The following is a 25,811-nucleotide window of genomic DNA, read 5'->3' on the forward strand; positions in this document are numbered from 1 at the left end:
TCAAATGAATTGTGATTTTTTGCGAATTAGATAATGGATTTTCATTTTCTATAAAAATCCCGCCTATTTTCAATGATACATGCACATTTTGCTTGAAAATAATCATCACACCTATTCATCGTCTCCTTTTGAAACATTATAATGATAGTAGGAAGGAGGCGAATCAGTGGATGTCGAAAAGCTCATCGCGCTTTTCGCTCTTATCGCTGGAGCTTTCAAAGCGATTATTTCAAGTGTGAAGGACTTATACGAGTTAAAACAAGAACGAAAAAATGAAAAACGGCGTTCTCCCCCTAAGAAGAAACGCCGCCGCTAATGAAGAGGGAGGATGTTTCCTTGCCTTCCCGCTAAACGATAAATCTCACATCCACTTCTACTGATGCTTGAAAAATTTGGGTATATGAATCTATTGATGCTTGGAATAGGATTGGCAATTATGATGCTTTTTGTTGATTTTCAGACACCTGCTGTTTTTGATCTTACATTAATTGGCCTGTTTAGTCTCACGATTTTCGTTCATGCTGTTCGGCTTTTTCTGCTACTGACTGCTGAAAAGCGTTGAGAAACGTAAAAAAACAGCCGATCTGCATTAGTAAAAGTTATTTCACTTGAACAGCAACATGCAGCTGTTGTTTGCTCCCGAAGATCGAAAAGAGATAATTGAAAATGGACGAGCGAGGGGCCGGGCAAAAGATTTTTTTATCTTTTGCCCGGTCCTACAGTGTTTTGCAACGGAACACGGAAGGAAACAGTTGTCCCCTTGTTTGCAGTGCTTTGGATGACCAATCCGTGTCCGTACAGCTGTTTAAGCCGCCGGTCGGTGTTGTACAGACCAACGCCCTTTCCCGGTTTGGCTTGAGTGAACGCTCCCCGGGTTATTTCTGCAGGCATTCCTACCCCGTCGTCAGAGATCGATATCGTCACTTCCTGTTCGTCTCTGATGATAGCAAGTCGGATCGTTCCCCCTTCAGCCTGCTTTAAAATCCCGTGATTCAAGGCATTTTCCACCAATGTCTGGATCGAAAGAGGAGGAACGTCAACCTCAATCTCTTCTTCTCCTTCCCAAATCACGTTTAAGCGATCACCGAATCTTGCCTGTTCAATAAATAAGTAGGAGCGAACGACCGCAAGCTCCTGCTGTAGCGGAATCGCCTGTTTTGAGTTTTCAAAATCAAAGCCTGACTGCAAATAGTCAATAAAGGCTTCAAAGACAGCTCTCATTTTTTGCTGATCATATTCCATTAAAGCAAGTATCGTATTCAGTGTATTAAACAAAAAGTGCGGTTGGATTTGTGCCTGCAGCCATGCCGCTTCCATTCGTAAATGCTCGGAAGTCGTTTGCTTAATGTGAACCAATGTCCGGACGCGCGCTCGCAGCTCTAAAGAATTAACAGGCTTTGTAATATAGTCGTTTGCGCCGGATTGGAAGCCGGTATAAATGTCTTCCGGACGATTGCGCGCCGTCAGCAATAAAACCGGAAGCTCGGAAATCGTGAAGCGTTTACGAATTATTTCGGTTAGCTCATAGCCGGACATTTGCGGCATCATCACATCACTGATGACCAAATCCCAATTCGGATCTGTCAATTTTTCCAGCGCTTCCTCTCCGCTTAAAGCAGTTGTAATGGCATAATGCTCTGCTGAAATTGTTTTGTCCATAATATGCAAATTGACGGGATCATCATCGACAATTAAAATATTCGCCACAGCCGGCAGATTTTCTTCATTTGCTGGCTCTGAAGCATGAATCGAGGCTCCGGATTGCTCAGGTTCAATAAACAGCTCATTCTGTTCAAGACTTTCAGGAATTTCATCTGCTATAGGCAGGAAGAAAGTAAAGGAGGAGCCGTTTCCTTTGGATGAGGTGACGGTCAGTTCGCCGCCATGAAGCTCGACAAGCTCCTTGCATATTGCCAGCCCGAGCCCGATTCCTCCGGCCGAAGCAGCTTTTCCTGGATCGCCTTGTTCATATGGTTCAAACATCCGCTTTTGCACATCTTCATCGATTCCCGGCCCGGTATCACTTACGCTAATATAAGCTTTCGTGCCAACAACTGACGCGTGAATGGTAATAGAGCCGTTTTCCGTATACTTCACTGCATTATGGGCAAGGTTGAACAGAATTTGAAGTAAACGATTCTCATCAGCCTTCACAGCAGGAAAATCGCCGGTTACTTTCGATATGAAGCGGATCGGCTTTCCGGCAGCCATAAAGCGCAGCATATCAAGCACTCCTTTTACAACTGCTGATAAATCGACTGGCTTTAGCTGAAGTCTGATCTGATTTTCCTTTAATTGCGTCATATCGAGAAGGTCGTTAATAAGGAGCTCCATTCTGCGACCGACTGTCAGCAGAAGCTCCAGATCATGCCTGCTTTCGGCTCTGATCGCCGCTCGTTCGGTTTTTAACACATGTTCGGCGATATTGACAATGCCATGAAGCGGATTGCGCAATTCATGGGATGTATTGGCGAGAAACTCATCTTTTTTCTTGTTGGCCCATTTCAGCCGTTCTGATAGCAGCTTTGTCCGTTCGACATTGCGAAAGTAGCGTTTGAACCAAAAGATACAGAAAATTATGATCGCAAACAGGAGGTCGAACGGGTAAAACACATACACAGGAGTAATTCTCGGACTTAATACAAGCCAGACGACATTGCTCGTTACTGCTGTTACACCTAACATAATATAAACGCTGTCCGCCATTCCGTGGAACGTCACACGGATCAGCTGAATCGTAATAATCAGCGAAGGAATCAGCAAGACAAGCAGCAACAGTGATTTGACGCTCAATATCATCGAAACCGGTGCCAGGATAATAAAAGTGAGATAGACCAGACAGCCCAGACGCATGAGCCGGAAAAGCCGGTTGTTCATATAGTCCGGTATTAAATACTTAAAATAAAGCAGTAAGAACAGCATCACCGCTGAATATATGTAATACGTCATTTTCATTTGCCAGTCGTAAGGGACGCTCAAAAATACATAGAGAAGCTTACTGTCTGATGCCAAAATCATTAACGTGGCATGAAGCGTAAGCAACATAAAAAAGATTAATTCTTTTTGCCTGATCCCTAACAGATAAATGAGTCCGGCATAAAGAGAATGAATCAGAAAAACGACTGCGACCATAATCTCGCTGATAAGCGAGATCAGCTCTTCCCGTTTAAGAACGTCCATATGACCAAGCGTGATGTGCTGTTCAACACTGCCGGGACCAGTATCAGGCAAATTAGCGACTTGAATGAACAGGTCGATTTCCTCCGTATCCGCATAGAAATATACATAATACGGAACATTGCGAGAAATAAAATCCGACTGATCAGCAGCTGGAACCCCGGCCTGTCCGAGTGATTTCCCGTTCAGGTAAACATGGGAGGCTGAACGGATCGACGGAATTCGTATCCCGTAAGGCTTTTCGGTATCTGCTTCGTTTAATAGAAGCCGTAAATGATAGGTACCGTATTGGAGGGAAGCTTGTTCATTTCCCTTTTCCCATTCGCCTTGAACAGACTGATAACGCTTTTCGGACGATTCGAGGTCCTCTGTTTGATGAAGCAGCTGGTTCGGGTAAAAAGACCAATCTCCGCTTAATGTAATAACGTCATCACTTGGCATGTTCTCGCTGCGCAGATCAAGAACGCCATCATTAGCGTAGCGTTCATCCGGAATAACATGGAAGGTGAGCCAAAATAGCCGGATACAAGCCAATACAATGAAAAAAATCGTAATATAGAGAAATAACTTAGTTTTTTTCATGAAATCCTCATTTCGCAATCAGCTAGATTGCTAGTTAAACGATAACGTTTTTTTACTCGTATTATGATACAACTGTTGCCGGAAAAGCAAGAAAACTTAGAAAAAAGCAAGAGACTTAGCCGGAAGGGGTAATTTTCCCTTTTGGCTAAGCCTGCTGCCTTGCACATTCATGTGCCGCAATACGTCTGATAAGGCTGGGAGGGCGGGGGAGGTAAGACGGCATACGCGGTTTGCTCGGGCGAGTAGGCGTATGGATCGGCCAGAGCAGCGAGGAGGCGGTGCAGCACGTCATAGTCTCCATGATCAACTGCGGCGGCTAATGCTTCTTCCACGAGGTGATTGCGTGGAATAATCGCTGGATTATGGCGCTTCATAAGCTGCTTGCTCTCCGCTTCCGGGCAAGTCTGGCGGCCGAGTCTCGATTGCCAGCGTTCTTCCCATTGTTTGAACGCTGAGCCGGCAAAAAGAGCGGTATCTGCTGGATATTCTCCAAGCGTCAGGGCGCGGAACGTATTGGTGTAGTCTGCTTTTTCCTGCTGCATCATACCGAGCAGGTCTTCCACTAACGAGATATCCTGTTTTTCTTCGTTGGTGATTCCGAGTTTGGCCCGCATTCCGTTTAGCCATTCTTGGCGGAATTGTGAGGCGAAATTGGAAATGACGTCCTGAGCCTGATCGACGGCTGCTTGCTCATCGTCATCAAGCAGCGGCAAGAGCGCTTCCGCAAAACGGGCAAGATTCCATTCGCCAATCCGCGGCTGGTTGCCGTAAGCATAACGGCCTTGGACATCAATCGAGCTAAATACGGTTTTCGGATCGAAGATGTCCATAAAGGCGCATGGTCCATAATCGATCGTTTCCCCACTGATCGTCATGTTGTCCGTATTCATAACGCCATGAATAAAGCCGGCGAGCTGCCACTTGGCGATTAGCTGGGCTTGGCGTGCGGCAACCTGCTGCAGCAAAGACAAATAACGGTTCTGACCGGCCGGGAGATCAGAAAAATGGCGGTCCCAGGCATAGTCAGCCAGTGCTTGCAGATCCTTTTTCGAACCCCATCTGGCCGCATATTGAAATGTGCCGACACGCAAATGACTAGCGGCGACACGGGTAAGAACAGCGCCCGGCAGTTCGGTTTCCCGATACACGACTTCCCCCGTTGCGACGACTGCGAGACTGCGGGTCGTAGGAATGCCAAGCGCGTGCATCGCTTCACTGATCACATACTCGCGCAGCATCGGACCGAGAGCAGCGCGCCCGTCCCCACCGCGCGAATAGGGTGTGCGTCCGGAGCCTTTAAGCTGAATATCAACTCGTTCACCAGTCGGAGTCAGATGTTCCCCGAGCAATAGAGCCCGTCCATCACCGAGCATCGTAAAATGTCCAAATTGATGTCCGGCATAAGCCTGGGCGAGCGGATAAGCGCCCTCGGGCATTTGGTTGCCTGCAAAAATTTCGACTCCTTCTTTGCTTTTAAGCGCTTCACTTTGAAAGCCTAAAGCAGAAGCCAGGGAATCGTTGAAGATCACAAGTTCCGGCGAGGGTACGGGAGGCGGAGTAAGATGAGTAAAAAAGATGTCCGGCAGGCGTGCATAGCTGTTGTCCAGATTCCATCCTTGATGCGGAAAGTCGTTGTTTGTCTTCATGATCATCACCTTTTCGGCTTTGTTTTCAAAAGAACTTTAGCATATTATAGCATGGAAGCAAAGCAGGTTAGAAAGATGGCAAAAGGAGAAGGCGCAATAATTTCGAAAGCAGAAAATGAGGCGGCGGTTTTAGGCCGGCACAAGTGAGCAGAAAGAAAAGCCCTGTTCACCTTTATTATGATATGCAGACTCTACGTGCCGCCGTACCTCAATGCGGGAGGAAGTCCAAGACACTATTCAGCAGCAAGCTCACTTTCTGTGACCCATTTATGATTCTCCACTTCTTCTCCGCTTGTTGTGGACGTGTAGGTGACCATGTAAACAGTCGTTTCTTCAGCGGACTCAATTGTTGCTGTTGCTCCTTCCATTCCTTCCATATGATCGGCCAGTAAAATCACGTCTGTTCCTGGCGCAATTACCTGATCTTCTGTCGCTTTTTCAATTTCCTCATGAACAACCCATTTATGATGTTCAACTGGTTCGCCCCCGGTTGTTGGAGTGTAGGTGACGACGTAAGCAACCGTATCGTAAGCTCCTGTGATTGTTGCCTCGGCACCTTGCATTCCCGGCATATGATCGGTTTGAAGAACGGCGTGACTGCCGACTTCATAAGCGGGGTTTTCGGCAGGCTGTAAATTGTCAGGAACCTCACCGGAGCTTGAATGATCCATTTCTGCATGAGAGCCGTGATCGGCCGTCTCCTCCACGTCATGGTTCATCTCCACTGGCTCCTCGTTGTCTCCAGGTGCCGTCTTGTCCTGATTGGCGCCGCACGCTGTCAGCGCCAATGCAGCAAAAGCAGCTAACATTCCGATTCCGAATTTTTTCTTTTGCATTATTTATCCCTCTTTTCTTTCTATGTTATGAGTAGTTTACCCATTAAATTTGCAAGAGTTGTGCAGAAAGTATGGCACTTTTTAAAAAGAAAAAATAGATTCTGCACAAAAAATCGAAAATTGTGCGGTACACTTATCGTAAGACAGGATATAAAAGAGGGTAGCTATGGTTACGAAACTTTCGTTGAAAATCGGATTGCTATTTTTTTTCTTCATTTTGCTAATTGAGTCATTTTTGTTTGTTACTCTCTACTTTACTTTAGTGAACGAGAGGGTGGAGGAAATCGTTGGCAATCTCCTGGCGCGTGGAAATACGCACCGGGAAGTATTGGAGGACAGCTTTGAGCAAACAACCTTGGAGCACGTCGGCATGATGGAATCCGCTTCGGATTTTATTGTCATTATTACGGATGAAAGTGGAAATGTGATCGTTCATTCAGATCCAATCGCTCCAGAAATAGACGAGATTCTAAGGCATACCGATTTAACGAACATCCCAATTGAAGGGAAAGTGCTTGAGGAGCGCTGGAATGAAAAAGATTATATTGCCACAGATAGTCCGATTACGATAAACGGTGAGCATAGCGGCCATGTTTTTATGTTTGCTGATACGAATCAAATAAAAAAAATTGTCGATCATTTACGCCGGCAGTTTATCGTCGTTGGTCTGATTGTCATCGCCACAACGATTTTAACGATTTTCGTTCTGTCGAAGCTCATCACGCTCCCATTAATCCGGATGAAGGAGGCGACAGAACAATTAAGCCAAGGACATAACAAGGTTCTGCTGAACATTGAGCGCAAAGATGAATTAGGGGAACTGGCTAACGCGATTACGAGGCTTTCAACCGACTTAGCGCGCTTAAAAAGCGCCCGCAATGAATTTCTGGCGAGCATTTCCCATGAGTTGCGCACCCCTTTAACATATTTAAAAGGCTATGCTGATATTGTCAGTCGCCCGGAAACTTCCGAAGCAAATAAACAGGAATACATCGCGATCATCCGTGAAGAAAGCGAATATTTATCAGCACTTGTAAAGCGCTTATTTGAACTGGCCCAATTAGATAAAAATCAATTCATCATTGAAAAGCAACAGGTGAAGCTGGCTGACTTGCTCCGCACGATTATCGATTTGATCCGTCCGATGTTTAGCGCAAAAGATGTCCAGCTGGTACTATTATGTAAGGAAGACATCACTGCGTGTATCGATCCGGAACGATTTCAGCAGGTGCTGTTAAATGTATTGGATAATGCCAAGAAACATTCCCCCGCGAAGACACAGGTCACGGTGAAAGTGACCTGTACGGCGCAGCATATTACAATAATCGTAAAAGATCAAGGAGAAGGCATTCCGTCAGAGGAGCTCCCCTATGTGTTTGAGCGGCTTTATCGCGTGGAAAAGTCAAGATCGAGGCAAAGTGGAGGGATGGGACTTGGACTTGCGATTGCAAAGGAAATAATCGAATCTCATGGTGGAATGATGAAGATTGACAGTGTGTCTGGTGAAGGGACATGTGTGAGTATAAAGCTGGAAAGAGGTGAGGGATGTGCATAAACTATTACTTGTGGATGATGAAAAGCGAATGCTGGACCTCATTGCATTGTACTTGAAACCTCATTATTATTATTGCCAAAAAGCGTTGGGTCCGTACGAAGCTCTCTCGTATTTAGAAAAAGAATCTTATGATCTCGTTTTGCTGGATATTATGATGCCGGAATTGGACGGCTTTGTCCTGTGTGAGAAAATTAGGGGCTTTTCCGATGTTCCGATTTTAATGCTGACGGCTCGAGGACAGCAGGAGGATATCGTAAAAGGGCTGAAAATGGGAGCAGATGATTATGTGACGAAGCCTTTTCATGAAGAAGAGCTGTTGGCTCGAATAGAAGCATTGCTGCGGAGGAGCCCGAAGAAGAGCCTTGTTGAAGTTGATGGGCTAGTTTGGGACGAGGATCATTTTCAGCTATCCTATCAGCAAAAGCTCATCAAGCTGACGCCGAAAGAGTTTTTAATGATCGGTCATCTGATGAAAAATCCAAATAAAGTTTTTGCACGTGAGCAATTGATCATGACCATTTGGGGGTTGCATTCTGAAACAGAAGGAAGAACAGTTGATTCACATGTCCGCAATGTGCGTGAAAAAATCCGTCAGGCCGGATTTCCGATTGATGACTACTTTCAAACGGTCTGGGGAATCGGCTATAAATGGGTGAGTCGCAAATCATAAGTTGTGCTGCTCATAATGGAGACCGGAGTAATTATTCGTATTTTCAGAATTTTATTGACCGCGGGGATTGGGAATGATAAACTATTCTCAAGTGTTTTTGACTTTTTTGCATTCCTTGATATTGTAAACGTGTACAATGGAAAAAATAAACATGTAAACATCAGTTGAGGCAGGCGATTTAAGTGCAGGTGACGATTAAAGATATAGCGGTGAAGGCAGGCGTTTCGACAGCGACAGTATCAAGAGTGGTAAACAACAATCCTTTTGTGAAGGAAAGTACGAAGAAGAAAGTATTACAGGCAATTGAAGAGCTGGATTATCAACCAGATTTGATTGCACGAAGCATGGTGATGAAAAGAACGTTCACCGTTGGCTTAATTGTCGGCAATCTCGGCAATCCGTTTTTTGCGGAGACGGCGGAAGTCATTATTAAAATTGTCGAACGCTACAATTGCCATGTGAATGTATATGTAACCGATGAGAAAAAAGAAAAAGTGACGGAGTATATCGACCTTCTCGTCAATCGAAGAGTAGATGGGGTCATTATTGGTGCTGCTTTTAAAGACACGTCGTTTGAGAATCTTGAAAAAAACAACATTCCTTATATCCTTTATAACCGCAAAACGGATCAGGATGATACTGATTACGTGATCCATGACAGCTTTAAAGCGGCGTATACAGCGGTAAAGCATCTGATCCAATTAGGGCATAAGCGAATCGGCATCATTCATGGGCCCAATAAGTTTAATACGGTGCAGGATCGGATCTCCGGTTATTATGCAGCGTTAAATGAATACGGTTTGAAGGCTTACGACCATTTTATCCGCTCGGTTGATTTTACGAATACGAAAACCGAAGTGCCAAAGGTATTGGATGAAATGCGCAGCAAAAAAGTGAAGCCGACAGCTATTTTCACAACGGCTGATCATATTGCGCTCGATGCCCTTAATTATTTAACAAAGCAACATGTCGCCGTCCCGGATGACATCGCGCTGATCGGCGTCGATAATATCAGCTTGTCGGGGCACAGCTTAATCGAATTAACGACCGTCGGCATACGGGCAGAAGAGATGGCTCAATTAGCGGCGGAAAAGCTAATGCAAAAAATCGAAGATAAAAACAGAGCTTCTTCGGCGTCTAATTCGCTGCCGTTTCGTATTACATTAGAGCCGGAGTTAGTGATCAGAAATTCATGCGGCTCCAAAAAAGCAAGAACTTAATCAAAAAAACTGAGAGGAAGGAGGGGATAGCTCGAAGAAAGGCATGTCGTATTTTGTAACCGTTTACAATTAAAGAATAATGATGTTATGGAAAAGGAGGGGAGATGTCATGTCAAAAGAAAAGATGTCCCCGGAGCAAAAAAAAGGGTTACATACCGTCATATTAGGATATTTTATGGTGCAGTTTGCCCTCGTCCCGGTGGCGGCGATGCTGCCAAGCGTCAGCCGGGATCTTGGGCTGACGATGACCGAAAGCGGCTGGATTATGGCCATCTATTTATTATCTTTAACCGGGCTGCTGTTGATTTCGGGGAGAATTGGTGACCAGTTTGGCGACAAAAAAGTATTTACAACCGGGACGGTTATTTTTTTAGTAGCGTCCATTGCTTGTGGGTTTGCAGCTTCTTACATGCAGCTGTTTTTATTTCGCGCTCTGCAAGGGATCGGAACTGCGCTCATGTCGGGCAACGCGCTTTCGATCATTTCAAAGTTGTTTCCGGAGGGCGGGTTGAGGGCGCGCGCTTTTGGCAAAGTGACGTCCGCTGCGGCATTCGGTTCGCTGATCGGCATTTGCATTAGTACAATCTTTCTTCAGTTTTTTAGCTGGCGCCTTATTTTCTGGATTACGATTCCGATGGCGATTCTCGTTCTATGTCTCGTGTATACCATTAAGGAAAAGAAAGTCGAGGCCACATCGGCGAAAATTGATTTGCGCGGAGCTTTGCTGATTTATGTCATTATCGTTTCGACCGTTTTTTATGTAAGCGCGATTCCTGATTTCGGCAGCTGCAGTCCGACTGCGGGAGGAATGCAGGCCCTTACCTGTCAGCCTCTGTTCCCGTTTGTCGTGCCTTTATTCCTAATCGGGTTGACGCTTTTGCTGATCAAAGTGGAAAGGCAGGCGGAACAGCCGATCCTTATTCTGCATGAATTTAAAAATCAGTTATTCGTTTCGTCGCTAGGCGCGAATTTTATTCTTCACCTGGCGATGATCAATGTTACTTTCTTTGTCCCGTTCTTAGTCGAGGACGGCTTGGGGATGGCGCCGGTTTATGCCGGGATTGTGCTCATTTCGGTGGAATTCATGAATGCAATCTTTCCACGGATCGGAGGAGCAATTTATGATCGTACAGGCTCAAACGCCATTCGGCCCATCGGGATGGGTATCATTCTTTCAGGCTTTATCATTTATTGGTTTGTCCTCGGTTCGACCTCTCTTATTCCGTATATTCTGGTCGGTGCCTGGATTGGCGCGGGAATGGGGATATTCTGGTCGGTTAATAACAATGTCATCATGAATTCAATCAAGGGAAATTACCAAGGCTTTGCCTCAGGAATGCTGGAAACGACCAGGCAAATGGGTCATACGTTTGCTTCGGCCATTTCAGCCGTTGCGATGACGTTGGGCGTCATGAGCAGCGACATTTCTTTAAAAATTCACGGCCACGGAAGCGGGGGAGGGGGCAACCTTGATGCAAGCACGATTTTCGATGGCAGCAAAAATATTATTATGGTCAGCATCCTGCTGGCGTTAATCGGTTTCCGACTCGCATTTTATCAGGAGCGCAAGGCAAGCGTTCTCGCTGAAGAAGCGCCGGCTCAGCAGCAGTAAGCGGCTGCTGAGCCGCTTGGGCTGAGCGTGTAAAGACTGGAATCAAACGAAAAGTTTTCAGAATATTCAATTGACTATTTTTACTATTGGTGGTAAAGTTCTTTTGATTTTACGAGAAAGCGAGGAGATAGAATGAGAGTAGCAGAACAGGTGGCTGTCGTGACAGGAGCAACTTCTGGCCTTGGGGAAGCGATAGCGAAAAGAATGGCCGAAGAAGGAGCGAAGGTGGCTGTCGTAGGAAGGAATCAGAAGCGTGGCGAAGGAGTAGTGGCCCACATCCGGCAGAAAGGTGGCGTGGCCGAGTTCTTTCAGGCAGATGTCACGGTTGAAGCAGAAGTGGAAGCGATGATTGAGGCGGTCAGCCGGCAGTTCGGCAAGCTCGATATCGTCGTCAATAACGCCGGTGTCGTGATCCCAGGCAGCGTGGCAACGGTGAAAAAGGAAGAGTGGGATGAGGTTTTTGCCGTCAATGTTACCTCTACTTATTTGGTAAGCCATTACAGCCTGCCGCATCTGATCAAGCAAAAGTCCGGCTCTATCATTAATATTGCGTCAGAAGCAGGGTTGAAAGGATTGGCCAACCGGGCAGCTTATTGTGCAGCGAAGGCGGCCGTCGTAGGGATGACAAAAGCGATGACCGTTGACCATGCGGCAGATGGCGTGCGGGTAAATTGCATTTGTCCCGGGACGATTGAAACGCCAATGATAAAAGAAATGCTCGCTAAGCACCCGCAGCCGGAGGAGCTGATGGAGCAGTTTTTTAGCCGCCGCGTTACGCCGCAGTTAGGAACAGCTGAAGAAATTGCTGAAGCATGTGTTTATTTTGCTCTGCCGGACAACAAGTATGTCACCGGAGCGGTCTTATCGATCGATGGGGGAGCCCTGGCAAAATAAAAAGAAGCTAAATTATGAAAAATCTTGGGAACTATATACAAAATATTAGAAATTGTAATATATTTATACGGAGAAGTAAAAAATTTTGGATATTTTCTAGGAGGGATATTTTGAGAAGTAGCAAAAGATTAGGTATTTTATCATTGGCGGCTGTAGTTGGATTGGGGACTTTTGCCCCCGTGGCGGGGGCGAGCGCGCTTCCGGTCCAAGAGGGGGCTCAGCCTGTTGAGATTAAAATATCTTCTACGGAAAACATTGTTGAAAAACAGCAGCTGATTGATAAGCTAAAAGAATTATTCCCAGGTACATTTGATTTTCTAAGTGCTGATGATTTCCAGATGGGAAGTGGCTTTCGTTATGGCGGCGAGGATGAGGATGTCGTTCGCTATGCATTGGATTTCGATAAAGAAATGGGTAACGGCAAGTATGTGTACGGGAATGCGCTTTTTGTCGGGGAAGATTTACATATTGAGCAATTTAACTACCAGCCAGCAGATCTGTCTGATGCCTTATTCCCTGGCAAGATAACAAAGGAAGAAGCCGAAGAGATCGCTTTGGAGCTTCTCGGACGGTATCCGGATGGTAGCTCTTATCAATTATCAGACGATCAATTTTTTTATTACGGCAACCAGACATTAACGGAACCGATTCGTTATCACTTCACATTTAATCGTCTGCATAACGGGGTACCAGTGGCTGATCAATCTTTGCAGGTTACCGTACTGGCCAATGGCGTCGTGACTGATTTTTATAAGATTGAGAATGGCAGCGAGGACCACAGCTATGATGCGGCCGATGCTGTGATTGATGAAGAAAATGTAGTGGAGAAAATAAAAGAAAACATTCATTTACAGCTACACTATCAAATTCGTTACGATGAACCAAATAGTAAAAAAGTAGAGCTCGTCTATTCTCCTTTCCCTCTCGTAACAGGCGTTCACGCTTTGTCAGGTGACTGGAAGACAGCAGCCGCCTTTAGTGAAGAAGTGCCTACCCTTGGTGAATTCACGATGCTCACTGATGAGCCGCTGGAATCCGCCGGGAACGAAATAACGCTGGAAGCAGCGCGCCGTTTTGCTGAAGAACTGCTGGCGATTGATTCAGATGAAGTGAAGCTCCGTATTGAATCGGTCGAACGGAGGGACAACAGCTATAGTGGACGTGAAGTAATTAGCGTCAACTATATGTATGAGTATCGCAATGGCGGGTACGGAACGAATCTTGAGCTTGATGCACAAACGGGCGAAATTGTGAATTATTACAATATTAAGCGGGACGTCCTGAACGAAATCGGGCAGGAGCCAAACCTTGGACGTACGTTATCCGAGGAAGAAGCATTGACGAAGGCAGTCGATTATTTAGAGGAATATGCACCATCGTATTTGCATCACTATGCTTACCCGGTGAAAGAGAATGGTTATTCCTATAATAATGAATTCAACTTTGTCTTTCCACGGATTGAAAACGGACTTGAAGTAGTAGGCAATCAGTTGTTTGTAACCGTCTCACCGGACGGCGAATTGATTAATCTTGCCGCTGAATTCGAGGAAATTGATCAATGGCCTAATGCAGCAGAAGCAATCTCTGAAGAGGAGGCGATTGAACGATTTAATGAGGCTCTTCAAGTCTCGCTTTCTTACGTAAGAGATTATAGAGAGGATCAGGATCAGCATTATCATTTGCTCTATGTTCCGGCATTCTCTGACAAGGGCTACGCTTATCTGGATGCCTTAACTGGCCAGTGGGCAACCGGCGAAGATCGCGTGCTTCCAGAAGTTTCTCACCCTTGGGCGGAGGAGGAACTGAATCACTTGCTTCAGGCGGGTATTTTAACCGTTGATGATCCAGAAAACTTCAATGCTGATGAGAAGATTACGAAAGGAAAAGCACTAGAGGTCACAATGAAGTCACTCACGTATATTTATCCTCCATTCCCGGGAGAGAATGATCGCGCTCAGTCCTTTGACAATATCGGGCCGGATCATCCGCTCTTTCAAGTTGTAGAGCAGGCTGTGAATTACGGCGTGCTTGATACGGATGAAAGGGAATTTGCTCTTGATGAGCCGCTTACACGCGAAGAGTTGGCTGTCTGGTACATTAAAGCGCTCGGATTGGAAGCGGCGGGCAAGCATGATGAAATCTATCAATTAGGCTTTGCCGATACAAACCTCGTGACGGAGGAATATCGCGGATATGTCGCTCTGGCGAATGCGTTAGATCTTCTAACCGCCAGTCAGAACCAGTTCCGTCCAAAGGAAGAAACAACATATGCTCAATTAGCTGTTTCAAGCTTCCGTCTGGCGAGAGAAGCTGCCGAACAAAATCAAAGATTCTATTAATAATCGGAAGAATCATCCTAGGGGGCTGGGGAAAAGGTTTATTTACCTTTTTCCCCAGCCCCTAAAATCATTTAAAATCCGTATTTAAAACAGACAGCTTCCCACAGAAAGCGACGTGTATGTCAGGAGCGTCATGGAGGTAAACTACTTGATCTCCCTTTCCAAGTGAATACCGCTCTTTCACGGCGATGAAAAAGAGACAGCATTGTCGATTAAACATTGACAATCAACGGTGAAGAAAGGTAAAATGAGGCTGGAACGATAATCATTATCAATATAATATCTCTCGCTGGAAGGCTTTCTTTTTACATGGTGTTGATAACCATTATCATTTTTGATTACGCCATCAGCGATTGTACGTATTGAAAAAACCCTTAGCCAATAGAAAGAGCGGGAATTTTTAATGAAGAAAAGATATTTAGTGATTCTGTTAATTGTGTTATCCATTGTTTCTTTATTCATTGGTGTCCGTGATATTTCGCCACTCGACATTTTCTCGATGAATGAGGAGCAGGCTCAGACGATGTGGCTCGTACGGTTCCCGCGTCTGGTGAGTATTTTGATTGCAGGTGTCAGCATGAGTATTTGCGGGATGATTATGCAGCAGCTCACAAGAAATAAATTCGTTTCACCGACGACGGCTGGAACGATGGATTCTGCCAGGCTTGGTATTCTTGTCTCGTTAATTTTGTTCAGCTCGGCAACGCCGCTGCAACAAATGCTGGTTGCCTTCGCTTTTGCGCTGGCGGGTACTTTTATTTTTATGCAAATTTTAGAGCGGATCAAATTTAAAAATACGATCTTTATTCCGCTGGTAGGATTAATGTTTGGAAATATTGTCAGCTCGATCACGACATTTTTTGCTTACCGTCATGATCTGATCCAAAATATGTCCGCCTGGTTACAAGGTAATTTCGCCACAATTATTAAAGGTAATTATGAGTTGCTTTACATAAGTATTCCTGGACTTATTCTTGCTTACTTATTCGCAAACCGCTTTACGGTGGCAGGGATGGGAGAAGAATTCTCCGTCAATCTCGGATTAAACTACAGGCGGGTCGTCAATTTAGGACTTATTATCGTTGCGCTGATTACATCCGTTGTCGTGTTAACGGTTGGAATGATCCCTTTTCTCGGTTTAATTATCCCTAATATTGTGACGATTTACCGCGGGGACAACCTGCGGGATAATCTTCCGTATACCGCTTTATTAGGAGCCATCTTTGTCCTGGCGTGTGATATTTTGGGCAGACTTATCATTTACCCTTATGAGATTGCCATTGGTTTGATGGTTGGTGTGATCGGAAGTGCGATTTTCCTCTATTTGCTACTAAGGAGGAAATCATATGGGTTTTAAGTCGAAAATTATTGCTCTAGCTGTCCTGTCCGTCATTTTAATCGCGGTCTTTATGACGATCAGCGCCAATGGAAATTGGGAATACATTTTGCCGAGAAGAGGATTCCGCGTTTTGGCGATTGTCATCACCGGAGCGGCGATTGCCTTTTCAACGGTTATTTTCCAGACGATTACGAACAACCGGATTTTGACGCCGAGTATCATCGGACTGGATTCTCTTTATTTGCTGCTACAAACATTTATGATTTTTGCCTTTGGTTCAATCGGTTTTACACTGATTCATCCATATGTCAACTTTCTCTTATCCGTCACATTGATGGTCGTGTTCGCGGGAGTTCTTTATAAGCTTCTCTTTAAAAGAGAAGGGCAAAATATTTATTTGCTGCTCTTGATCGGGCTTGTCTTCGGGACCTTGTTTTCAAGCTTGTCGACCTTCATGCAAGTGCTGATCGATCCAAACGAGTTCATGACCGTGCAGGATCGGATGTTTGCCAGCTTCAATAATGTCAATACCGATTTGCTTGGGATATCTATTGTTCTGATTCTGTTATTAAGTCTCTATTTTTATCGTTTTATTAAATATTTGGATGTGATTTCGCTCGGCCGGGAGCAGGCGATTAATTTAGGAGTCGATTATGATTATGTTGTTAAACGGCTGCTGTTCATCGTCGCGATCCTCGTTTCGATCGCAACGGCGCTTGTCGGTCCGATTACATTCCTCGGGCTGCTCGTGGCCAATGTCGCGCACGAATTCATGAAAACATATCAGCATAAATATTTAATTACTGCAGCGATCTTTATTAGTATTATCGCCCTTGTCGGTGGCCAGTTAATCGTGGAACGGGTCTTTACGTTTTCAACGACACTTAGCGTCATTGTCAACTTCATCGGCGGAGTTTATTTCCTATATTTATTGTTAAAGGAGAGTAAAAAATGGTAGAAGTCATTGATGTAACGAAGCAATATGCAACGAAAAATGTCGTCGACCATGTCACAGTCAGCATTAAAAAACAGCAAATCACCTCGTTCATTGGTCCGAATGGTGCTGGAAAAAGTACGCTCCTTTCGATTGTCAGCCGTTTGATTGCCAAGGATTCAGGAGATGTACGGATCGATGACGTTGATATAACGAAAACAAAAAGCCGGGATCTGGCAAAGAAAATCTCGATCTTGAAGCAAACCAACCATATTTCGTTGCGGTTAACGATAAGAGAGCTTGTCTCGTTCGGACGTTTCCCTTATTCGCAGGGAAACTTAACAAAAGAGGATAAGAAGCATATTGACGAAGCGATTGCCTATATGGAGCTTGAGGATATTCAGGATAAATTTCTTGACCAGTTAAGTGGCGGGCAGCGCCAGCGGGCTTATATCGCGATGGTCATTGCCCAGGATACCGAATATATTCTACTGGATGAGCCGCTTAACAATTTAGATATGAAGCACTCTGTGCAAATTATGAAGGTGCTTAGACGGATGGTAGATGAGCTTGGCAAAACGATCGTGATCGTGCTGCATGATATTAACTTTGCTTCATGTTATTCCGATCATATTGTCGCCTTGAAGGACGGGAAGGTTGTCAAGCAGGGAACGACTCCGGAAATTATTAACAGAGAAGTGCTGAAAGAAATTTACGATATGGATATTCCGATTAACGATATTAACAACTGCAAGATTTGTGTCTATTTCACGTAGGTGAATGCTGAGTATAAGAGGCCGTCGACAAAGGGGTTTCACGTTTCCTTTGAGGCGGCCTTGTTTTGTTATGTGAAAGATAAAGGCTGCGCCACCTTGACGGCAGCCTTTGTTTCTACCGGATCAGCGTTTGTAAAATCTCCTCTACTTCTGACGTTTTATTCAGATAATAGGTTGCGAAAACAACGAGGAAGATGGTCAATAGGGGAAAGTACAACGCAGTGTAGGCCGCCATATTAAGCCTCGATCTGACATCTTTTTTGAAAAATACAACACTGCCTGCTGTAAGGAGAGAAAAACCAACGATGAAGAGATGCCAATGGTGCTTGATTTTCTCCATTAATAAGGTTAATGAAATTAATTGTTCTATGTTGCCTTCTATAGGGACCGTATAGGATTCATGAGTAAGTATCCCGGTTTGAATGTCCATTGAATCCTCGTGCAGCTCACTATTAATGCCAAAGGGATTCATATTTATGAGTGGAGGACCCCAGAGTAAAACAGCGGCGGTCAGCGTAAAGGCGATCAGAAAAGCCGTGTATTTCTTTTGCATGTTCATCCTCCCGTTCTGATTTTGATAAAGGAAATAGCAGGAGGCCGAAGATGAACGGGCCCTCCTGCTTGCGTTATTCAGCGTTTCAAACGTGGGACGGTCAGGTAGGTTCCCATCCGCCAGAACCATTCAAACGGCCCGATATAAAAGCGGTGAAGCCACCATTTGCTGGCCAGAATTTGAATTGCAAAGAAGACGAAGGCTGCCGCCATTCCGAAAAAGAAGCCGATTTCCCCGAAAAGTCCTGCCCCATAGCCATAAAACAGCGTCGTAAAGACGATCGATTGAGCGAGATAGTTCGTCAGCGACAAGCGTCCGACATAAGCGAGCGGCATCAGTGCCTGCTGTCCTTTTTCAGTGGAGGCAATCAGGGCAATGCTTGATGCGTAAAACATCGCGACAAATGGCCCTCCGACCGTCGTATGAAGCATTTCATTTTGATACGAGTCATGAAGCACAAATGCGAGCTTACACGGAAAGCCGACCAGCAGCGTCGTCCACCAGACCCGCTTAATGAGCGGGCGGTACGCCGCAACGTCTTCGAGCCATTTTTTACGGGCGACGAAGGAACCGAGCAAAAACATGCCGAGAACACTGACCATCGCAGAAAGGTCCATGATGATATCGCCGATGATACCCATGCCGAGTGGATCGGCATTCATCCGGAAGGAGACGACCTCCGGATAGCTTCCAGCGGAAAGAACCTCTTTTTCCTCAGCGGAATAGTGAGCGAGCTGCTGATCAAGGAGCAAGGTCGAGTCATCCTCGGGCGTCGCGATTGAGCTGGCCATGAGCAGCAGCAAAATAATCGCCCACATAAAAAGTGCCTTCTCCTTTAGTTTCAGGAAAAAGAATAGCACAAAGGAAGTGAGCGCATAAACAAAAAGAATGTCTCCATCCCAAATGAAAACTCCGTGCACATAGCCGACACCAAGTAAAATCAGCATTCTGCGCCAATAGACGACGCCGAAGCGCAGCTCCTGTTGTTCAAGTCTTTCTTTAAGCATCGCCATCCCATAGCCAAATAAAAAGGAAAAGAGCGTATAAAAGCTTGCCTGGGCGAATAAGACGATAAACATTTCTGCAGCGCGGTCGAGCGCACCGAGCGGGTAATAATCGTGCAGATCAGGTATTAAAAATAAACCAAATTGAAAATGCATACTATTTGCCAGTAAAATACCGAGTAAGGCCAGCCCTCTCATCATATCGAGCGAGAGAATGCGGTTTTTTTCCGGCAGCGGTTGTCGGGCTGTCATAAGGTTCGAAAAACCTCCTATTCTATTTGTGCATAACTGGAATGATTAATCATACACATTATGAACAATTTATCAGCTGCCGTCCAGTTCAGTGAAAGGAATTTTGTCTAATCGGCTAAACAGATGGGCAGACATTTTGCTTTTGGTTACAGGCGATCTTGTGTACACTTAAGAATACAAACGTTACTGTAGGAGGAAATAATATGGAACATTCTGAAATGATTGATCTTATTCAAAGCCATCGTTCGATTCGGGCGTACACGGAGCAGGAGGTAAGCGAGTCGGCGATTGAGACAATTGTCACTTCAGGAAGGTGGGCGCCATCCTCGCATCATGTCCAGGCATACAGCATTATTGTCGTTCGCGACAAGGATAGAAAAAAGCAGCTTGCAGCCTATGCCGGCAACCAGAAGTATGTGGAGACGTGCCCGGTCTTTTTTGTCATTTGCGCGGATTATTATCGTCTGAAATATACAAGTGAAAAGTGTGGCCAGCCATTTGAAGCATCGGAGCTGGAGCAGGTGATCGTCGGCGCTGTTGATGCGGCTCTTGTGGCGGAGAATATGCTTTTGGCTGCCCGCTCGCTCGGAATGGGAGGCGTGATGATTGGCGGAATTCGCAACAATCAGGAGGCGGTTGCCAAGCTGCTTGATTTGCCTGAGTATACATTTCCTGTAATGGGACTTTGCGTCGGTTATCCAGCGCAGCAGCCCGAGCAGAAGCCGCGTCTGCCGGAGCGGGCTGTTGTTCATTATGAAAAATACGATACGTCGGTGATGGACGAGGCGCTTGCCAGCTATGACGAGATTACAGAGCGCTATTATCAGTCACGATCCGAAGGGAAGCGTCAGGACAAATGGTCGCAGCAAATGGCAAATTATTTCGCCAAACCGAATCGGCCGGAAGTGGAAGTATTTATTCGCAAACAAGGCTTCCTGAAATAGTCCGCAGCCTTGTATTGACAACATTCCTGCTTTCTACTAAGCTGGGCATAGGACTAATTTTATATGTAATCAACCGTGACTGAGAGATCAGGCATTGACGTTCGGTAACGCCTGGTAAGAGAGCTGCTTGCCAAATGATAAAGAGAAAGCAGCGGGATGGTGTCAAGCGCAGGCGGATGACACCATTTCGTTCCTGGCCAAGCTAAACGGCACATTCTGCCTCGTGCTGGAGGTCGTCGCCAAAAGGGTTCATTTCCCTTTTGGGGCGGCCTCTTTTTGAAAGATTTGCAGATGGAATCGGGGAAGGCCTCGGCTAGGTGTGTGACGTATGTCCAAGGTGCGGCGCTTGAACCGTTTTCGTAGGAGAAGTTAGTAGAGGATAGAGGGTGGAGAGAATGAAGCAATTTTCAAAAGCGGAAGCATTAAACCGTTTACCTGACCAATTTTTTTCAAAGCTGGTGCAAAAGGTAACAAAATTAAAGGCGGAGTATGATGATGTTATCAATCTCGGCCAGGGAAACCCGGACCAGCCTACGCCGGTGCATATTATTGAGAAGCTGAAAGAGGCGGCGGAAAATCCGCTTTATCATAAATATTCTCCGTTTGAAGGATATTTCTTTTTGAAGGAAGCCGTCGCGGCCTATTATAAGCGGGAATATGGCGTTGAGGTTGATCCGCATACCGAGGTTGCCGTATTGGCAGGAACGAAAACGGGACTTGTTGAAATCAGCCAATGTTTGCTCAATCAAGGTGATGTCGCGTTGCTTCCGGATCCGGGCTATCCCGATTATTTATCCGGTATCGCCTTAGCCGGCGCTGAGATTCATCCGATGCCGCTCGTAGCGGAGCACCGGTTTCTGCCGGACTTTTCCGCGATTCCGGCTGAAGTAATTGACAAAGCTAAGCTGATGTTTTTGAATTATCCCAATAATCCAACCGGAGCGGTCGCGACGCCGGCCTTGTTTGAGGAAGCGATTGAGCTGGCGAACAAGCATGACGTGTGCATCGTCCACGACTTTGCTTATGGGGCGATCGGATTTGATGGGAAGGCGCCGTTAAGCTTCCTGCAAATGGAAGGCGCAAAAGAAGTAGGCGTCGAAATGCTGACCCTGTCGAAAACGTATAATATGGCAGGATGGCGGGTTGGTTTCGCCGTTGGAAATCGAAGCGTCATCGAAGCGATTGAGCTTTTGCAGGATCATTATTATTGCAGCATCTTCGGCGGAATCCAGGAAGCGGCCGCTCACGCTTTACTAAGCGATCAATCAGGCGTCACTGAGCTTGTCGCGATGTATGAACGCCGCAGGGATGTTTTGGTCAAGGCAGCGCATGACATGGGCTGGGAGGTTACCGCCCCAAAAGGCTCTTTCTTTGCCTGGTTCCCGGTGCCAAACGGCTATACGTCGGAAGAGTTTGCCGATAAAGTTTTGGAGGAGGCACGGGTCGTGATCGCCCCGGGAAGAGGGTTTGGCGAGCATGGCGAGGGATATATCAGAATCGGCCTCCTATGCGATGAGGACGTCCTCCAGGAAGCGATGGACCGAATTAAAAAGCTTCAGCTTTTTCCTCAGCCGGCTTCATGATAGAGGAACAGGAAGCCCCGCTTGCCGGACATACATTCGGAAAGCGGGGCTTTTAATGCTTGACAGTGCGGCAGAGGATAAACAGCCATGTTAGCTCCGCTGCCATGTCGCTCTCTCCGATCGATCAACTTTCCTTCACTTACTCCAGGCTGTCCGCCTCCAATAAAGTTTGTACCGTCACAAAGGTATAGCCTTCCTCTCTTAATTCATCAATGATTTTAGGCAGCGCCTCGATCGTGCCATCCAATACATGCTCCTTGCTTCCGAAACTGTGCTGCAGGATGATGCCGCCTTTAGAAATATTTTCGTGAACGATCAGGAGGATGTCATCCGCTGTTAACCCGCTCCAATCGAGCGTATCCACAGACCACAAAATATTTCGCAGACCGATTTCGTGTAATAAGGCCATATCCGCTTTCGTTATCGAACCGTAGGGAGGGCGGAATAAATCCGGCTGTCTCCCCACTGCTGCCTCCATCGCTAATTGGGTTTCTTTGATTTCTTCCCTTACCTTTTCAGTCCAGAGCGTTTCAAGATTCGGATGCTGCCACGTATGGTTCCCGAGTCCATGTCCTTCCTGAACAATCCGCCTGACCATATCCTGATGAGTTTGTATTTCTTTGCCTACGAGAAAAAAGGTGGCGACCGCCTTTTTTTCTTTCAAAATATCGAGTATTTGCGGCGTGTAAATATTGTCAGGGCCATCATCAAATGTTAAGGCGACAAGCTTTTCTTCCGTGTTCACTTTCCCGATTGAATGGAAGGGAGCGGGGATATTTGTCGTGATAAACGTTTTCGCTTTAACTGAATCATAATGGACTACCATCGCCAGGTTACGCGCCACTTCTTCCAGTGGGACAAATATTTCTTCGTTAAAAAAAAGAGCATGCTTTCCATGATCGGTCATGCGTAAGAAGCCGAGCGCGCGATCAAAGATATTTGAACGCGGTTTGCCGGCCGGAACTGTAATTGCTTTTTCTTTCGCTCTAAAGAGAACCGCTTGTTCATGTTCCAGCCAATCAACATAAGTACCCGTATGCTTGAAAAATAAGGCCGGGACGTACATATGACCTTCATGGCTTATGTAATTTGTCGTCACAGCCTTATTGTCAACATAAACCGTCGTTTCCTGGATTGTCGAGGGAAAATCAGGATGCTCCGCTTGGACTGGAATGGTAGTAAACAGCCCGATACTGACGACAAAGGTCAAAAAGGAGAGCTTTTTGGAAATCATCATCACATCCTCCTTTCTATACAGTATTATATCTTTTCCAACTGGTTGATTTTTACTCTTGCCCGAGGATAAGACAAAACTAGCTAGCATGGAAGGACAAAGACAACACACTATTCTTTTATTTATGATTTTTCGGAATATTTGTTGACATCGCCCAATTTAACGAGTATATTGTATATTGTACACAATATACGAGAGGGAGGGGTATCATGCTACCTTTAGATGGTGTGAAAATCCTGGACTTAACACAATTTCTCGCCGGGCCTTATTGTACGATGGTTCTTTCCGATATGGGGGCGGAAGTTACAAAAATTGAACGCTTCCCGGGAGGAGATGATTCACGGAGACTGGGCCCGTTTATAAATGACGAAGGCTATTGCTTTGCAATGGCAAACCGTAATAAGAAAAGTCTCGCTCTTGATTTGAAATCGGAAAAAGGAGTGGAGATTTTTCATAAGCTCGCCGCCGAGGCTGATATTATTATTGAAAATTTCCGCCCGGGCGTCACAAAGAAGCTGAATATCGACTATGAAACAATTAAAGAAGTCAAGCCTGATATTATTTATTGCTCCATTTCAGGCTTCGGCCAAACTGGACCGTACAGTCAAAAGGGCGGCTTTGATATCATTGCTCAAGGTGTGACCGGCTTTATGAGAATGACTGGTGAACCTGGCGGGCGACCGGCCAAAGTCGGGATTGCGATTAACGACATCGCTGCCGGAGCGTCGGCTATCTATGGTATTCTCGGAGCCTATATTCATCGGCAAAACACAGGCGAGGGACAATATCTTGAAACGTCATTGGTCGATGCAGGATTAGCGTGGACGATTTGGGAATCGGCTGCCTATTTCGGGAAAGGCGAAGTACCGGAGGCAACGGGAACAAGACATAGACGATCCACGCCGTACCAATCGTATCGCACACAGGACGGCTATGTAACGGTCGGGGCTGGAAGCCAGCGTTTATGGGAGAAGTTTTGTCAGCACGTCGTTGAAAAGCCGGAATGGATCACGGCGGAAAAATACATTGACTTGCAAAAGCGGATGGATAACATTGATGAGCTGGAACAAGACATTGAAGCGATTTTGCAGGAGCACCCAACCGCTTATTGGGTTGAAAAATTAGATGCGGCAGGTGTGCCGGCAGGGCCTGTGTACACCTATGATCAGACGCTCAATGATCCTCATATTAAGGCGCGAGAGATGATTGTCGAGATGGAGCATCCGAAGCTCGGCCAGATTAAAACAATCGGCGTTCCGGTGAAATATTCGAAAACGCCGCTGCAAATTCGTTCGGCTGCGCCGTGGTTAGGTCAGAACACAGCAGAAAAGCTGCGAGAAATCGGCATGGATGAAGCGGAAATTGCCAAATTGTATGAAGAAGAGGTTATTTATAATAAATATAGAGAGGAAGAGGTGTAATGGAAAAAAAGGATCTTGTTTTAGAAAAGCAGGGTGAAATTGCTACGATTATTTTCAATCGTCCCGAAAAAAGGAATGCGCTTACGCACGAAATGTGGAAGGAAATTCCTTCACTCGTCGAAGATGTGGAAAATGATAAGAACATTAAAGTACTTATTTTGCGAGGGGCAGATGAAACAAGCTTTGCTGCCGGAGCAGATATAAGCGAATTTAAGACGCTGCGGGCTGATGCGGAAGGGGCGAAGATTTACAACGCCGCTACTCATAAAGCGGAGCGCGCCCTAGCCACGATGACAAAGCCGAGCATCGCGATGGTTCAATCGTTTTGTATCGGCGGGGGACTGGAAATTGCGCTTGCCTGCGATTTCCGTTTCACGGATACGAATGGAAAGTTTGGAATTACTCCAGCGAAGCTTGGCCTTGTGTACGGCTTAACGGCAACAAAGCAACTCGTTGATCTCGTTGGTCCGTCCACGGCAAAATATATTTTATTCTCCGGACAAATTCTTGATGTTGAGCACGCGCTGCGCGTCGGGCTCGTTGATGTTGTTTATGAGCCGGAGGAAATCGTCGAAAAAACGTATGAGTTTGCCCAAGGACTTTGTGAAAAGGCGCAGTTCACCGTTCGCAGCATGAAAGAGATTATTTCATTGATCACTTCCGGTCAAACCGAGGAAAGTGAGAGAACAGAGTACTTACGAACGATCTCGTTTGATACGGATGATTATAAAGAGGGGGTGCAAGCGTTCCTTGAGAAGAGAAAGCCAAAATTCACGTACTCTTAAGGACTGAAGAAATATGAATGAAAATGCGGCAAGAGAAAGCTTTGAACGCGCACTTCAGGAACATAAGCCGGAATTTGAACAATTTTTCTTAGCTAAGCTTTTTGGATTATCGTTTTCATATGGGGAGGATACATGCACAATCGAGCTGGAAAGCAAAGATTTTATGTTTAATCCCCAAGGTACGTTGCATGGTGGTGTCATTTCATTTATTCTGGATGTTTCGATGGGACATTTATGTAAGCGGTTTCTTGGGGCGGCTATCACCTTGGAACTTAAAACGCAATTTCTCCGTCCGGTTCGCACAGGAACGATTTCGTGTACGTCTTCGTTTTCGAAGAAGGGAAACAACGTCATTTTCTTAGAATCAAAGCTATACAATGAAGAGGGAAAACTGGCTGCTGTTGCGACATCGACCTGGTATAACATCGAGTAAATCCCAAAAGGCGAGGACCTTT

21 protein-coding genes are annotated in these 25,811 nt (G+C 45.8%); 15 read left to right on the forward strand and 6 right to left on the reverse strand.

Annotated elements, in window-relative coordinates; translation table 11 throughout:
- Positions 1-166: 166 nt before the first annotated feature.
- Positions 167-316: a hypothetical protein gene (locus ABMB67_RS09175; protein ID WP_251221427.1), complete on the forward strand. Its 150-nt coding sequence runs from the start codon at positions 167-169 to the stop codon at positions 314-316.
- Between the two features lie 383 nt (positions 317-699).
- Here the strand turns inward: ABMB67_RS09175 and ABMB67_RS09180 are convergent, their stop codons facing one another.
- From ABMB67_RS09180 to ABMB67_RS09190, 3 genes are all read right to left on the reverse strand, one after another.
- Complete coding sequence (locus tag ABMB67_RS09180) at positions 700-3,759, reverse strand: hybrid sensor histidine kinase/response regulator (protein WP_354571881.1); 3,060 nt, start codon at positions 3,757-3,759, stop codon at positions 700-702.
- 167 nt (positions 3,760-3,926) lie between these two features.
- Positions 3,927-5,405, reverse strand: coding sequence for a protein adenylyltransferase SelO (locus ABMB67_RS09185; protein WP_354571882.1), 1,479 nt, complete (start codon positions 5,403-5,405; stop codon positions 3,927-3,929).
- Between the two features lie 233 nt (positions 5,406-5,638).
- Positions 5,639-6,241 carry a YdhK family protein gene (locus ABMB67_RS09190; RefSeq protein WP_354571883.1) on the reverse strand — a complete coding sequence of 201 codons (603 nt, stop codon included), beginning with the start codon at positions 6,239-6,241 and terminating at the stop codon, positions 5,639-5,641.
- Between the two features lie 166 nt (positions 6,242-6,407).
- Between ABMB67_RS09190 and ABMB67_RS09195 the strand changes: the two genes are divergently transcribed.
- The 9 genes from ABMB67_RS09195 (at position 6,408) to ABMB67_RS09235 (ending at position 17,580) form a co-directional block, all read left to right on the forward strand.
- Positions 6,408-7,796, forward strand: a complete 1,389-nt coding sequence (locus ABMB67_RS09195) for a sensor histidine kinase (RefSeq protein WP_354571884.1) — start codon at positions 6,408-6,410, stop codon at positions 7,794-7,796.
- Complete coding sequence (locus tag ABMB67_RS09200) at positions 7,789-8,466, forward strand: response regulator transcription factor (RefSeq protein WP_354571885.1); 678 nt, start codon at positions 7,789-7,791, stop codon at positions 8,464-8,466. Before ABMB67_RS09195 ends, ABMB67_RS09200 begins: the two co-directional genes overlap by 8 nt.
- A gap of 182 nt (positions 8,467-8,648) precedes the next feature.
- Positions 8,649-9,686, forward strand: a complete 1,038-nt coding sequence (locus tag ABMB67_RS09205) for a LacI family DNA-binding transcriptional regulator (protein ID WP_251221431.1) — start codon at positions 8,649-8,651, stop codon at positions 9,684-9,686.
- A 109-nt stretch (positions 9,687-9,795) separates the two neighbouring features.
- Positions 9,796-11,298 (forward strand): MFS transporter, encoded by a 1,503-nt coding sequence (locus tag ABMB67_RS09210; protein WP_354571886.1) that lies wholly within the window; start codon positions 9,796-9,798, stop codon positions 11,296-11,298.
- A gap of 132 nt (positions 11,299-11,430) precedes the next feature.
- Positions 11,431-12,192 (forward strand): SDR family NAD(P)-dependent oxidoreductase, encoded by a 762-nt coding sequence (locus ABMB67_RS09215; RefSeq protein ID WP_354571887.1) that lies wholly within the window; start codon positions 11,431-11,433, stop codon positions 12,190-12,192.
- Positions 12,193-12,302: 110 nt separating this feature from the next.
- Positions 12,303-14,531, forward strand: a complete 2,229-nt coding sequence (locus ABMB67_RS09220) for a YcdB/YcdC domain-containing protein (RefSeq protein WP_354571888.1) — start codon at positions 12,303-12,305, stop codon at positions 14,529-14,531.
- A 403-nt stretch (positions 14,532-14,934) separates the two neighbouring features.
- Entirely contained in the window at positions 14,935-15,888 is a 954-nt protein-coding gene (locus tag ABMB67_RS09225) for an ABC transporter permease (RefSeq protein WP_354571889.1), read from the forward strand.
- The gene (locus tag ABMB67_RS09230) at positions 15,878-16,828 is read left to right on the forward strand and encodes an iron chelate uptake ABC transporter family permease subunit (protein ID WP_251221436.1); all 951 of its coding nucleotides are present in this window, start codon (positions 15,878-15,880) and stop codon (positions 16,826-16,828) included. Before ABMB67_RS09225 ends, ABMB67_RS09230 begins: the two co-directional genes overlap by 11 nt.
- Positions 16,822-17,580 carry an iron ABC transporter ATP-binding protein gene (locus ABMB67_RS09235; RefSeq protein WP_251221437.1) on the forward strand — a complete coding sequence of 253 codons (759 nt, stop codon included), beginning with the start codon at positions 16,822-16,824 and terminating at the stop codon, positions 17,578-17,580. Before ABMB67_RS09230 ends, ABMB67_RS09235 begins: the two co-directional genes overlap by 7 nt.
- Positions 17,581-17,695: 115 nt before the next feature.
- On the opposite strand, the gene ABMB67_RS09240 is transcribed toward ABMB67_RS09235, so the two are convergent.
- Together ABMB67_RS09240 and ABMB67_RS09245 are read right to left on the reverse strand one after the other, a co-directional pair.
- Entirely contained in the window at positions 17,696-18,133 is a 438-nt protein-coding gene (locus ABMB67_RS09240; RefSeq protein WP_354571890.1) for a hypothetical protein, read from the reverse strand.
- 77 nt (positions 18,134-18,210) lie between these two features.
- On the reverse strand, positions 18,211-19,389 hold the full coding sequence (locus ABMB67_RS09245; protein ID WP_354571891.1) for a DUF418 domain-containing protein: 1,179 nt from the start codon (positions 19,387-19,389) through the stop codon (positions 18,211-18,213).
- Positions 19,390-19,592: 203 nt separating this feature from the next.
- Here ABMB67_RS09245 and nfsA point away from each other — a divergent pair, with 203 nt between their 5' ends.
- Together nfsA and ABMB67_RS09255 are read left to right on the forward strand one after the other, a co-directional pair.
- The gene (gene nfsA / locus ABMB67_RS09250) at positions 19,593-20,333 is read left to right on the forward strand and encodes an oxygen-insensitive NADPH nitroreductase (protein ID WP_251221444.1); all 741 of its coding nucleotides are present in this window, start codon (positions 19,593-19,595) and stop codon (positions 20,331-20,333) included.
- A gap of 395 nt (positions 20,334-20,728) precedes the next feature.
- The gene (locus ABMB67_RS09255; protein WP_251221445.1) at positions 20,729-21,916 is read left to right on the forward strand and encodes a pyridoxal phosphate-dependent aminotransferase; all 1,188 of its coding nucleotides are present in this window, start codon (positions 20,729-20,731) and stop codon (positions 21,914-21,916) included.
- Positions 21,917-22,055: 139 nt separating this feature from the next.
- Here the strand turns inward: ABMB67_RS09255 and ABMB67_RS09260 are convergent, their stop codons facing one another.
- Positions 22,056-23,150, reverse strand: a complete 1,095-nt coding sequence (locus ABMB67_RS09260; RefSeq protein WP_354571892.1) for a polysaccharide deacetylase family protein — start codon at positions 23,148-23,150, stop codon at positions 22,056-22,058.
- A gap of 209 nt (positions 23,151-23,359) precedes the next feature.
- Here ABMB67_RS09260 and ABMB67_RS09265 point away from each other — a divergent pair, with 209 nt between their 5' ends.
- Genes ABMB67_RS09265 through ABMB67_RS09275 form a run of 3 tightly spaced genes read left to right on the forward strand, consistent with a single transcriptional unit; the run spans position 23,360 to position 25,789 of the window.
- On the forward strand, positions 23,360-24,571 hold the full coding sequence (locus ABMB67_RS09265; protein ID WP_251221447.1) for a CaiB/BaiF CoA transferase family protein: 1,212 nt from the start codon (positions 23,360-23,362) through the stop codon (positions 24,569-24,571).
- Positions 24,571-25,356: an enoyl-CoA hydratase-related protein gene (locus tag ABMB67_RS09270; RefSeq protein WP_251221448.1), complete on the forward strand. Its 786-nt coding sequence runs from the start codon at positions 24,571-24,573 to the stop codon at positions 25,354-25,356. Before ABMB67_RS09265 ends, ABMB67_RS09270 begins: the two co-directional genes overlap by 1 nt.
- A 13-nt stretch (positions 25,357-25,369) precedes the next feature.
- Positions 25,370-25,789, forward strand: coding sequence for a PaaI family thioesterase (locus tag ABMB67_RS09275; RefSeq protein WP_354571893.1), 420 nt, complete (start codon positions 25,370-25,372; stop codon positions 25,787-25,789).
- The last annotated feature ends 22 nt before the right edge of the window (positions 25,790-25,811 follow it).

This window comes from Halalkalibacter oceani (assembly GCF_040544555.1).
GTDB lineage: Bacteria > Bacillota > Bacilli > Bacillales > Bacillaceae_D > Halalkalibacter > Halalkalibacter oceani.